This window comes from Candidatus Methylomirabilota bacterium, from assembly GCA_036002485.1.
Classification (GTDB): Bacteria; Methylomirabilota; Methylomirabilia; order Rokubacteriales; family CSP1-6; genus AR37.
Genome location: DASYTI010000135.1, coordinates 1 through 10,559 on the forward strand (window position 1 = coordinate 1; position 10,559 = coordinate 10,559).

General features: G+C 67.0%; 12 protein-coding genes and 2 tRNA genes. 10 read left to right on the forward strand and 4 right to left on the reverse strand.

Annotation, left to right across the window (positions count from 1 at the left end; translation table 11 throughout):
* The first annotated feature begins 120 nt into the window (after positions 1-120).
* From VGT00_13345 to VGT00_13370, 6 genes are all read left to right on the forward strand, one after another.
* The gene (locus VGT00_13345; GenBank protein ID HEV8532399.1) at positions 121-747 is read left to right on the forward strand and encodes a histidine phosphatase family protein; all 627 of its coding nucleotides are present in this window, start codon (positions 121-123) and stop codon (positions 745-747) included.
* A gap of 6 nt (positions 748-753) precedes the next feature.
* The gene (gene hisZ, locus VGT00_13350) at positions 754-2,082 is read left to right on the forward strand and encodes an ATP phosphoribosyltransferase regulatory subunit (GenBank protein ID HEV8532400.1); all 1,329 of its coding nucleotides are present in this window, start codon (positions 754-756) and stop codon (positions 2,080-2,082) included.
* Positions 2,075-3,406, forward strand: a complete 1,332-nt coding sequence (locus VGT00_13355; GenBank protein HEV8532401.1) for an adenylosuccinate synthase — start codon at positions 2,075-2,077, stop codon at positions 3,404-3,406. The genes hisZ and VGT00_13355 overlap by 8 nt, the downstream gene beginning before the upstream one ends.
* 48 nt (positions 3,407-3,454) lie before the next feature.
* On the forward strand, positions 3,455-3,841 hold the full coding sequence (locus tag VGT00_13360; GenBank protein ID HEV8532402.1) for a hypothetical protein: 387 nt from the start codon (positions 3,455-3,457) through the stop codon (positions 3,839-3,841).
* A gap of 183 nt (positions 3,842-4,024) precedes the next feature.
* Complete coding sequence (locus VGT00_13365) at positions 4,025-4,585, forward strand: histidine phosphatase family protein (protein ID HEV8532403.1); 561 nt, start codon at positions 4,025-4,027, stop codon at positions 4,583-4,585.
* A 304-nt stretch (positions 4,586-4,889) separates the two neighbouring features.
* Positions 4,890-4,965, forward strand: a tRNA-Lys gene (locus VGT00_13370).
* Positions 4,966-5,142: 177 nt separating this feature from the next.
* Here VGT00_13370 and VGT00_13375 read toward each other — a convergent pair.
* A complete protein-coding gene (locus VGT00_13375) occupies positions 5,143-5,982 on the reverse strand; it encodes an alpha/beta hydrolase (GenBank protein ID HEV8532404.1) in 840 nt (279 codons plus the stop codon).
* A 408-nt stretch (positions 5,983-6,390) separates the two neighbouring features.
* Here VGT00_13375 and VGT00_13380 point away from each other — a divergent pair, with 408 nt between their 5' ends.
* From VGT00_13380 to VGT00_13390, 3 genes are all read left to right on the forward strand, one after another.
* Complete coding sequence (locus VGT00_13380; GenBank protein ID HEV8532405.1) at positions 6,391-6,567, forward strand: hypothetical protein; 177 nt, start codon at positions 6,391-6,393, stop codon at positions 6,565-6,567.
* 1 nt (position 6,568) lies between these two features.
* Entirely contained in the window at positions 6,569-6,916 is a 348-nt protein-coding gene (locus VGT00_13385; GenBank protein ID HEV8532406.1) for a cupin domain-containing protein, read from the forward strand.
* 122 nt (positions 6,917-7,038) lie between these two features.
* Positions 7,039-7,117: transfer RNA gene (locus VGT00_13390), tRNA-Glu, on the forward strand.
* Positions 7,118-7,132: 15 nt separating this feature from the next.
* On the opposite strand, the gene VGT00_13395 is transcribed toward VGT00_13390, so the two are convergent.
* The 3 genes from VGT00_13395 to VGT00_13405 all read right to left on the reverse strand — a co-directional run bounded on the left by VGT00_13395 (position 7,133) and on the right by VGT00_13405 (position 9,813).
* Positions 7,133-8,161, reverse strand: coding sequence for a 5-methyltetrahydropteroyltriglutamate--homocysteine methyltransferase (locus tag VGT00_13395; GenBank protein HEV8532407.1), 1,029 nt, complete (start codon positions 8,159-8,161; stop codon positions 7,133-7,135).
* Between the two features lie 19 nt (positions 8,162-8,180).
* Complete coding sequence (locus tag VGT00_13400) at positions 8,181-9,068, reverse strand: TauD/TfdA family dioxygenase (protein HEV8532408.1); 888 nt, start codon at positions 9,066-9,068, stop codon at positions 8,181-8,183.
* Positions 9,069-9,180: 112 nt separating this feature from the next.
* Entirely contained in the window at positions 9,181-9,813 is a 633-nt protein-coding gene (locus VGT00_13405; GenBank protein HEV8532409.1) for a DNA-3-methyladenine glycosylase, read from the reverse strand.
* A gap of 476 nt (positions 9,814-10,289) precedes the next feature.
* Between VGT00_13405 and VGT00_13410 the strand changes: the two genes are divergently transcribed.
* Positions 10,290-10,559: hypothetical protein (locus VGT00_13410; protein HEV8532410.1), on the forward strand; the 270-nt coding region annotated here is incomplete at its 3' end.

The following is a 10,559-nucleotide window of genomic DNA, read 5'->3' on the forward strand; positions in this document are numbered from 1 at the left end:
GGAACAATCCTTCTCGTGAGGGCGGGGAATTGCTTGGACAGACCCCTAGCCAAGCTCACCGGTGGATCTTTCGGGCCCAAGGGAAATCTCTGCCTTCTGCGATACAATGCGGGCTTGGCCATGTCACTGAGACTCTTCCTCTTACGTCATGGGGAAACGGCCTGGAACCGGGAACGCCGGCACCAGGGCCGCACTGATACCCCTCTGTCGGAGATCGGACTGACCCAGGCGGAAGCCGCCGCCCGGGAGCTCAAGGAGCATCCGATCAAGGCCGTCTACGCGAGCCCGCTCCGGCGAGCGCGGGATACCGCCGCGGTGATCGCGGCCTCGCACGGCCTCGAGGTCGAGACGGATGAGGCCTTCCAGGAGCTTCACTTCGGTCGCTGGGAAGGGCTGACGCTGGACGAGTCGCGCGCCCGCGACGGAGAGCTCTTCGAGGCATGGCTCAAGACGCCGCACCTCGTGGCGCCGCCCGAGGGCGAGAGCCTGGCGTGCGCGCGAGAGCGAGTGCTCGAAGGGCTCGCGCGGCTCCGGGCCGGACACGAGGAGGAGACGGTGTGTCTCGTGACTCACGGCGTTCCCGTGCGCATCCTTATCCTGGAGGCCCTGGGTCTTGGGCTGGACCGAATCTGGTCGCTCCACTCGGCGCCCACGGGCATCTCCGAGCTCGAGTTCCGAGCGGACTGGGCCGCCTTGCACCGGATGAACACGCTGGTCCACCTCGACGCCGTCGCCGTGAGCCGGTAGGTGGCCATGTCCACCCCGAGCCGCAAGGCCCAGCAGACCCAGCTTCCCAAGGGCGCCAAGCTCTACCTGCCGGATGAGGCCGGTCAGAAGCGCCACGTCGAGGAAACCCTGCTGACCGTGTTCCGGCGATGGGGCTATCGCGAGATCGTCACGCCCGCCTACGAATACTTCGACGTGCTCTCGCAGGGCACGGACCACGAGCTCCAGGAGCGGATGTTCAAGATGGTGGACCGTGAGAGCGGCCGGCTGCTGGCTCTCCGGGCCGACGTCACGCCGCAGATCGCCCGCATCGTGGCCACGCGGCTGCGCGACGAGCCCAAGCCGCTGCGGCTCGCCTACCTGACGAACGTGTTCCGCTACGACGAGCCGCACGTCGGACGCTACCGCGAGTTCTATCAGGCGGGCGTGGAGCTGGTCGGCCTCCCCAATGCCGAGGGCGACGCCGAGATGATCGCCATGACCGTGGAGGGGCTGGGCGCGCTCGAGCTGACGCGCTTCCAGATCGACGTGGGCCAGGCGGACTTCTTCCGCGGAATTCTCGAAGACCTGGGGCTCGACGAGGCGCGGGCGCGCGAGCTCCGCTCCGCCCTCGCGCGGAAGGACGTCTCGGCGCTGGAGCGCCTCGTGGGCGGCCTGGGCGCCCCGTCGACGGTGACGGAGCTGCTCCTGGCTCTTCCCACGCTCTATGGCCGCGGCGATGTCCTCGAGCGTGCCGAGCGGCTTGTCAAGAATCCCCGCTCCGAGGCGGCCCTGGCCAACCTGGCGGAGATCTACCGTCTCCTGCGTGTCTACGGTTTGGCCGACGCGGTTCTGCTCGACCTGGGCGAGGTCAGCGGCTTCGACTACTACTCGGGGGTGCACTTCGAGGCCTATGTGACGGGGCTGGGGGCGCCCCTGGCCGGCGGGGGCCGCTACGACCACATGCTCGGGCGCTTCGGCTATGATTGTCCGGCCACGGGCTTCGCCTTCGAGGTGGGCCGCGCGCTTCTGGCCATGGAAAGCCAGGGCGTGGCCGTGCTGTCGCCGGGGCCCGATTTCTTCATCATCGACTTCACGACCGACAAGACGGGGGCCCTCGAGCTGTCGCGACGGCTGCGGGATGTGGGCGCCGCGGTGGCCCGGGACATCCTGAGCCGTCCCGTCGACGAGTCGCTCGCCTATGCGCGTCAGCAGCGCGCGGGCTGCGCCCTCGTCATCGGAGAGCCGAGCGCGGCGCCCGGGCAGGTGCGGGTGGTCTCGCTCGACCAGAGCGGCGAGCGGTGGGTTCCCATCGCCGAGATCCTGGCTGATCCCGCCCGGCACTTCCCGGGCGTGGGAGGAGCGCATCATGCCTAACATCGTGATCGTGGGGGCGCAGTGGGGCGACGAGGGCAAGGGCAAGGTGGTCGACGTGCTCACGCCACACTTCGACGTGGTCGTCCGCTACCAGGGCGGCAACAATGCCGGGCACACCGTGGTGGTGGGGCGCGAGAAGTTCGTGCTTCAGACCATCCCGTCGGGGATCCTGCACCCGAGCTGCCGCAACATCATCGGCTGCGGCGTCGTCATCGACCCCGCCTCCCTGATCGAGGAGATGGAGTCGCTCCTCCAGCGCGGGGTCGCCTTCGACGGCAATCTATATATCTCCAAGAACGCGCACGTGATCATGCCCTATCACCCCGCCCTCGACCGCGCCAGCGAGTCCAAGGCGGGCAAGCACCGCATCGGCACCACGGGCAAAGGGGTGGGGCCCGCCTATGCCGACAAGACGGCCCGCGTGGGCATCCGCATGGCCGATCTGCTCGACGAGCGTCTGCTCCGCGAGAAGCTCGAATACAACGTGGCGCAGAAGAACCGGTTGCTGCGAGAGATCTACGACGCCGAGAGCTTCACCGTCGAAGGCATCCTGAGCGCGTATCTCCGCTATGCCGGATGGCTCGCGCCCTATATCACCGACACCGCCCTCCTCCTCCACCGCTGGATGGAGGCGGGCTCCTCCGTGCTCTTCGAGGGCGCGCAGGGGACCATGCTGGATCTCGACCACGGCACGTACCCCTTCATCACGTCGTCGAGCACGACGTCGGGTGGGGCATGCACGGGCTCGGGGGTGCCCCCGACCAAGATCGACGGCGTGATCGGGATCTCCAAGGCCTATTGCACGCGGGTGGGGGGCGGCCCGTTTCCCACGGAGCTGCGCGGCGAGATCGCCGACCTGCTGCGCACGCGCGGCAAGGAGTTCGGCTCGGTCACGGGCCGGCCGCGCCGCTGCGGCTGGGTGGACGCCATCGGCTTACGCTACGCCGCGCGGATCAACGGGCTCGACACCCTGGCCATCACCAAGCTCGACGTGCTGGATGCCTGTGACACCGTCAAGATCTGCGTCGGCTACAAGTACGACGACGAAGTCCTCACGGACTTCCCGGAAGAGGAGCGCATCTGGCACGAGGCCGAGCCCGTGTGGGAGGAGCTCTCGGGATGGAAGAGCTCGACGGCGGGCCTGCGGGACTACGAGGACCTGCCCACCAAGGCGCGCGAGTACCTGGACCGGCTCTCCGAGCTGTGCGGGGTCGGCATCTCCCTGGTCTCCACCGGGCCGGTCCGGGACGACACCATTCTCGTCAACGATTCGACGCTGACGCGCTGGATCCCCGGACTTCGATCCTCGCTCCCGCCGTACTAGGACGCGACCGCGAGAGACATGCCCTCCGCGCCGCGGGCGTGAATCGACGTGTACTGGCTGGTCTTCCTCGCTCTCCTGATGGTGCCCATGCCCGCACGGGCGGAGGACGCCGCGTCCCACGCGCCCCGGTACGCCCAGGCCGCCGTGGACGGGCGGGCCAGCGCGGGCAGCACGGCCACCCTCGTGCCCTTCGGGACCATGACCGCCATCATCGTCTGGCGCAGCGCCGTGGCCATGGACGAAGGATTTGCCCTCGCCAAGAGCAATGCCTCGACCATCACCGTGCTCCCGCTCGTCAGCTGTGTCGCGGAGTCCGGGGCCAAGGTGGTCATCGGAGAGACGGGCAGCTTTGACAACCACTACCTCGTGACCGTCACCGCCGGCCCCCACGCGGGCTGCCAGGGCGTGGTTCCCATTCCCAATGTGCGGCCATGATCGGTGCCGGCCTCGCGGAGGCGGGAGCCGCTAGATGCGGCAGCCGCCGAGGCGGAAGTTCGGGCAGCGTTCTCTCTCTGATTCTGCTCAGCGGGTGAAGTGGTCTAGGAGCCTGGTGGGCTAAGAGGTCAGGAAGTAGCCTCTAGACCGGAAGCTGGACGCGGTCTGACCGGGAGTAGCGAGATGGCTCCGATTCGATGGCTAACGGCGATCATTCTGTGCACATGGGCAGTATCCGTCGCGCAGGCCACGGAGTCGATCTGGGAAGCTTCGCGCGCGCCGGGCAGCGTAGTTGTGCTGCGCCACAGCTTTGCGCCCGGCGGCTTCGATCCGCCCGACGCCAAGCTTGACGACTGCTCGACCCAACGCAACCTGGACGAACGCGGGCGGGCGCAAGCGCAGCGAATTGGCGAGGCGTTTCGGCAGAACGGCGTCGCGGTCGGCGCGGTGTTATCAAGCCCGCGCTGCCGATGCTTGGACACAGCCCGGCTAGCCTTTGGCCAGGCGCAGCCGTGGGATGCCTTGCAAGGCGCGCTCAACGACGCGGAACGCCGTCAGCGCCAGCTTGCCGAGGTCAGGAAGGTCATCGCTGGACACCGTAATGGACCGTCGCTGGTACTGGTGACGCACGGCAGTGTTGTTACCGATCTGACGGGTCTCAGCATACGGATGGGTGAGTTTGTCGTCTTGCGGCGCGAGCCCGACGGCGAGTATGCGGTCGCGGGCCAGCTCTACGTCGACTGAAAGCCAACACGGTGGCAGGTGACTACCTGCAACTGTTTGGCCGGATTAGTCTGTCCAGGACAAGCCTATCCTTGAGGAGAAGTTTCTAGGCGGAGAGATTGCCCAGGATCTCTTTGCTGCCCGAGCGAAGTTCCTCGAGTACACGGTGGCGTACGAAGTGAAGATTCGGCACGCCCCCGACCGGAAGAACATGTTCTTCCGGATGGTGTTTTGCGGTGACGGCTTTTAGGACCGTCCGAAAAACGTCCGAAGGAGAATGCCATGGGAAAGCGGTCGCACGCAACTATGCTAAACTTCGGCGCACGAGCCGTTAGCTCAGTTGGCAGAGCACCTGACTTTTAATCAGGGGGTCGGTGGTTCGATCCCACCACGGCTCACCATGCACTTCGGTTTATCTCCCAGTCGATCCCAACATTTTGCGCGCTTTCTGCACCCCTGGAAAAGGGCTGCAACTTCCGGGTCTGACTGCACGCTCACTCACTGGATCAGCTCATTCGCCCGCGCCAGCACCGACGGCGGGATCGTGAGGCCGAGCGCCTTCGCGGCCATCGCTCGCGTCAGCGCGACCATCCCGCCCAGCGACCCGCCTCGACGGCCGTCAGAAACTGCTCGAGGTGCAGGTTGAAGAGGCCGGGCTCCTCGAGGTTCACGGTGTGGCCGCACGCCGGGAAGACGTCGAGTCCCGCGTGCGGCAGCATCGCGCGCATCAGGAGCGAGGGCTCGACGCACGGCGCGTCCTGATCGCCGACCACGATCAGCGTCGGCACGCGGAGCGCGCGGAGCCCCGCCTCCACCTCCTGGACCGTCTTGCGCTTCGACATCACCTCACGGGCCAGGTGCGCGCAGGCGCGGGGATCGTGCTCCGCGGCCTGACGGAGGAACTCCGCGAAGCCGCGCGGATCCTTCGCCTTGAACGCGGCGCGCGTGGGGACCGTCTCGAAGCTCCGGAGCCGCGCGACCATCCCGTCGCGCTCGAGGCCCGCGGCCATCGTCTCCTGACCCTTCAGGAACTCCTCGCGGTTCACCGAGCCGGCTCCCGCCCCCACGAGCGTCAGGCTTCGGACGGCCTCGGGGTGCGCGAGCGTGAAGTCGCGCGCGGCGTTGGCCCCCATCGAGCAGCCGATCAGGTGGATCGGGCCGAGGCCGAGGTGTTTCACGAGCCCGAAGAGATCGGCAACGAGGAGGTCCTGCGAGTAGTCGCCTGCCGTCTTCGGGACCGCCGACGGCGAGTAGCCGCGGTGGTTGTAGGCGACGACGCGGTAGCGGCGCGAGAAGTACCTGACTTGGCCTTCCCACGACCGGTGGTCGCCGCCGAACTCGTGCGAGAAGACGAGCGGCGCGCCCTGCCCCGTCTCCTCGTAGTAGATCTCCACTCCGTTGACGCTCGCCGTCGGCATGGCTCGAGCCGCCCGGCCGGGAGTATACTGCCGATCGTGACGACGATCGCCATCGGCAACTGCGGCTTCACGATCTGTGACAAGGCAGGTCCCGAGGGGGGACCCTCGAGCTTCGCGTGTCCGCTGATCGATAAGTAGGATCCTGAGAGCGACGACACCGTGAGGACACCGCACGTATGTCCGAAGTGTCAGAGTACGGTGATCACGCGTAGTGAGCCGAAGGATGTGTTGGACCGGCTCTTGCTGCACTTTGCTCGCAAACGCCCCTATCGGTGCCTCGACTGCAACCATCGTTTCTACGATCGTCCTCGACCGAAGCGCTAGCCGTCGACCCGACGCTAGAATGGCCTCGTTCGCTTGACTTCGGCGGCGGCGGGGTGGGAATCTTGGCCAAGAACGGAGGTCTCTATGAAGCCAAATGGCTTGGTGCTGGCTGGGCTCATCGTCACCCTGGTCGGGCTCTTCATCGTGATCAGGCATTCGCTGGCCATTCCCTCCTACTGGACGCCGCTCCTCGTGGGCATCGGCCTCCTGGTCGCCGGCGTGATCTGGTCCGCCCTGCGGCGCAAGTCCAAGGCCCACTGAGATGGCCATCTCCGCGAAGGGCGTCAAGGACTCGAGCGGGCTCTACGAGGTGGAGCGGAGGGCTCGCCATGCCGAGCGACCGGGCTTCCGGATCTCGGAGCTCCAGATCAGTTCCACGCAGCAGGTGCCCTGGCACTACCACAGCAATATCCAGGACACGTTCTACGTGCTCGTGGGCACCCTCCGGCTTTTCCTGCGTGACCCGAAAGAAGAAGTTCGGCTCGGCCCCGGCGAGACCTATGCCGTGCGTCCGGGCCGGCCCCATCTGGTCACCAATGGAGGGGAAGGCTCTGCGACCTTCCTGGTCCTCCAGGGAATCGGCGAGTACGACTACGTACCGCTGACCTGAGTGGCGCTCTCAGGCGCCCGGAGCCACGCCCGGGCGGATTTCGGCGCACGGCCGATCTTGTCATCCTCGGAGAGCTCTGCTATCGTGACCCTCTGGTTTTGCTGACGTACTGCAATGGTGTAGACCCCGTCGTCTAGCCTGGCCCAGGACGCGACCCTTTCAAGGTCGAGATCGCGGGTTCGAATCCCGCCGGGGTCACCAACGCTAGTTCTCGCGTCAGGTCTTCCCCGGGCCCGAGTCTCCCTCGGCCAGTCTCACGCCCGCCACCATCGCCCGGAGCTTGGCCAGAGCAAGCTCTCGGGCGAGATGCTTCATCCCGCAGTCGGGCGCTATGACCAGGCGTTCCGGGGGCGCGTGCTTGAGCGCCTCGCCGACGCGTCCCGCGACCACCGCCGCCTGCTCTGGCTCGGGGGCGCCGAGGTCGAGGACACCGAGGACGATGGTCTTCGTGGGCAGACTGGCCAGGACCGAGAGATCGAGGCCGGGCTGCGCGGCCTCGATCGAGATCTGATCTGCGGCACAGCGATCCAGCTCGGGAAGGAACGAGTACCCGCTGGGCTTGTCCTTGACCGCGTAGGCGTAGCCGAAGCACAGGTGGACGACAGTGGTCTTGCGGAGGCCGGCGAGCGCGCGATTGATGGCGGGAATGGCATACGCGCGCGCCTTGTCGGGCTGGGCCTGCATGTACGGCTCGTCGAGCTGGATGACGTCGACGAGGGGCTCGAGCTCCCGCACCTCGGCGTTGACGGCGGCCGCGTAGGCCATGGCCAGTCTCTCCTCGTCCCCATAGAAGTCGTCCTGGGCGAGCTGGGTCATGGTGAAGGGGCCGGGCAGCGTGATCTTGATTCGACGTGCGGTGACGCCGCGCAGGAATCGCGCATCGCGAGTGAGCACGGGACGGACGCGCGCGAGGGGTCCCACCACGCGGGGCACGGGCTGGGGCTTGCCTCGCCGATTGATGGCGATGCCGGGCCGGTCGAGGTCGAGGCCATCGAGAGCGGTGGCGAACTGATTGAAGTAGCTCTCGCGACGCTGCTCTCCATCGGTCACGATGTCGATGCCCGCCCGCTCCATGTCGCGCACGGCGAGCCGGACCGCGTCGTCCTGGGCCTCTTCCAGGTAGGGCTCGGCGATGCGCCACATCTCAGGCATGCGGATACGGGGGACGGCGTGGGATTTCAGGATCTCGTGGTCGAGCAGCCAGCGAGGTTGCGGATAGCTGCCGACGACGGTGGTCGTCAGCATGGACGAGCGGTCCACCCGCTCAGGAGCGGATCACGACGGGGGCGGGCTGCTCGATGTCCAGGGTCGTCACCCGGCGGAGCTCGCGACGATACTTCGTGTCGTCGAATGGCCGCGCACGATGCATGGTCGCGCGGTTGTCCCAGATCACGAGGTCGCCCACGCGCCAGGCATGCCGATAGACGAACTCCGGCTGGGTCGCGTGCTCGATCAGGTCCCGGAGAAGGAGCCGTCCTTCGGGAACGGGCCACTCGATGATCCGGGATGCGTGCGAGGCGACGTACAGCGATCGGCGATGCGAGCGGGGGATGGTGCGGACGAGGGGATGGATGGCCCCCGGCAGGGCGTCTTGCTCGCCCTGGGAGAACTCGAAGCCGAGCGTCTGGCGCGAATAGGCGATGGAGTGGTGGACGCGGAGGCCCTCGAGCCGCTTCTTCTCCTCCTCGGGAAGCGCGTCGTAGGCGGCGCGCGTGTCGGCAAACTCCGTGTCCGCGTCGACGGAAGGTACGACCTTCGCGGAGAGCATCGAGTAGCGTCCCGGGGGGTCCTGGAAGGACGCGTCGGTGTGCCACAGGCGATTTCCGAGCCCGTACATGCGCCGGCGATTGTCAGACCGCATGATCTCGCCGTTCTCGTCGAGGTTCGAGATGTCGCCGAGGGCCTCGTTGCCCAAGCGATTCTTCTGCAGCGCGCTGATCCCCAGCTTGGTATGGAGCTCGCCGTCCAGGCGCTGCGCGAAGGCAAGCTGCTCGTCGTCGGCGAATGGTTGATCGCGGAACACGAGGACGGCGTACTCGTCCATCCCCGCGCGGATCTGGGTCAGCGTCTCGGCATCGTGGACCCGGCGAAGATCGACGGGACTTACCTCGGCCACGAAGCACGGGTGAAGCTTGCGAAATGTCAGTGTCACTGGACGCCCTCCTGGGTCAGGCGAAGCCCGGGGGTCCATCCGCCCCCGGCTCCACGAGCGTAGGGCGAGCAAGGTGGGGGAGTCAAGCCGCGGGCCCACGCTTGCACGCCGTCTAGCGTGCCCGTCGGCTGACAAAGGGACTGTCTCTGATCCAGAAGCGCCAGGGCCTGCCTGCCCACTCTCCCGCGTACTCGATCCCGATGCGTGGGCCGGTGCCGATCTCGGAAGGCCGGATCCTCCCGCGCCCCTCCTCCAGCCAGACGCGCTTGCCGAGCAGGTCGGCGCCATCGAGCTTCCGGCTGATGCCCAGGGCGACGCAGAGCTTGCCCGGGCCATTGGTCAGGTCACGATCCGTGGTGCCGGGTCGGCGGCGGCGCATTCGCGAGAGTCCCTCGACGGGCTCGAGGGCTCGCACGAGCACGGCGTGGGGGACGTCGTCGACATTGGTGACGACGTTGAACTGGTGGTACATGCCGTAGACGAAGTACACGTAGGCGGTGCCGCCGAGCCGGTACATCGTCTCCGTGCGATTGGTTCGGCGGCCGCCGTAGGCATGGGAGGCGCGATCCTGCGGCCCACGATAGGCCTCGGTTTCCACGATGATTCCCGACATGCGGGCTCCGTCGCGGGAGCGAACGACGAGCAATCGGCCGAGCAGCTGGCGCGCGACGGTGACCACATTGGCGCGCGTGTAGAATTCGCGGGGCAGGGCTTCATCGCTCACGGACATCGGTCGGTCGGGCACGGTCTTCCTTTCGGGGGCTCCGCGGGCCAAGTGCCCCCGGATTGTGCCAGCAGCGTGCCTCGCCCGTCCATCCCACCCGCTTCGCGGGACAGGTGGGACATTTCTTCCTACCGCTCTCCTCCATCCGTCACCAGCGATTTGGGCTCGGTCGGGGCTCTCAGGACAGATCACCCTGGCAGGCTGGTATCCCTCCGGGCACGATGCCCACGCTTTCCCTGAATGTCGTGACCGAATCGGCGCATTTTCGCGCGGTTGGCAGATGGCATCGCTCATGCTACTAACGCGCGCGAATATTTCCGAGAAGAAAGCAGTAGACGCAGCGCATGCGGTGCGGTCAGTCGCTCCCGGATCAAGTGACAGTGACCCCGGTCAGCGGGGAGGGATCGAGGATGAAGGACGGCGTGTCACCCAGTCGCGGTAGGTGGCCGAGTTGTCCTCGTGGTTCGAAGAGCCTGACCCGCCTGATCCGATTCCTCGTGGTCGTCCCCATCATCCTCGCTCCCGTCGTGTCCTGGGCCCAGGCCGCGCCCGAGCTGGGGGTGGTGACGACGCTGCAGGGCCAGGCCAGCGTGGCCCGGGCCAGCGCGCCCGGGACGCTGCCCCTGAAGTTCAAGGACGCCGTGTTCGACCGGGATCGCATCCAGACGGGGGAGGAGTCCCTCGTCAAGGTGCTGATGGGCGGCAAGGCCATCGTGACCGTGCGCGAGCTGTCGGTGCTGACCATCACCGAGGAGCTGGGCAAGACG

What these genes read in the sequence shown, in the direction of transcription:
- VGT00_13380 (HEV8532405.1), top strand. Translation starts at nt 6,391, where the DNA reads ATGAAGCCAAATGGCTTGGTGCTGGCTGGGCTCATCGTCACCCTGGTC.
- VGT00_13395 (HEV8532407.1), bottom strand. Translation starts at nt 8,161, where the DNA reads ATGCTGACGACCACCGTCGTCGGCAGCTATCCGCAACCTCGCTGGCTG.
- VGT00_13365 (HEV8532403.1), top strand. Translation starts at nt 4,025, where the DNA reads ATGGCTCCGATTCGATGGCTAACGGCGATCATTCTGTGCACATGGGCA.
- VGT00_13385 (HEV8532406.1), top strand. Translation starts at nt 6,569, where the DNA reads ATGGCCATCTCCGCGAAGGGCGTCAAGGACTCGAGCGGGCTCTACGAG.
- hisZ (HEV8532400.1), top strand. Translation starts at nt 754, where the DNA reads ATGTCCACCCCGAGCCGCAAGGCCCAGCAGACCCAGCTTCCCAAGGGC.
- VGT00_13375 (HEV8532404.1), bottom strand. Translation starts at nt 5,982, where the DNA reads ATGCCGACGGCGAGCGTCAACGGAGTGGAGATCTACTACGAGGAGACG.
- VGT00_13345 (HEV8532399.1), top strand. Translation starts at nt 121, where the DNA reads ATGTCACTGAGACTCTTCCTCTTACGTCATGGGGAAACGGCCTGGAAC.
- VGT00_13355 (HEV8532401.1), top strand. Translation starts at nt 2,075, where the DNA reads ATGCCTAACATCGTGATCGTGGGGGCGCAGTGGGGCGACGAGGGCAAG.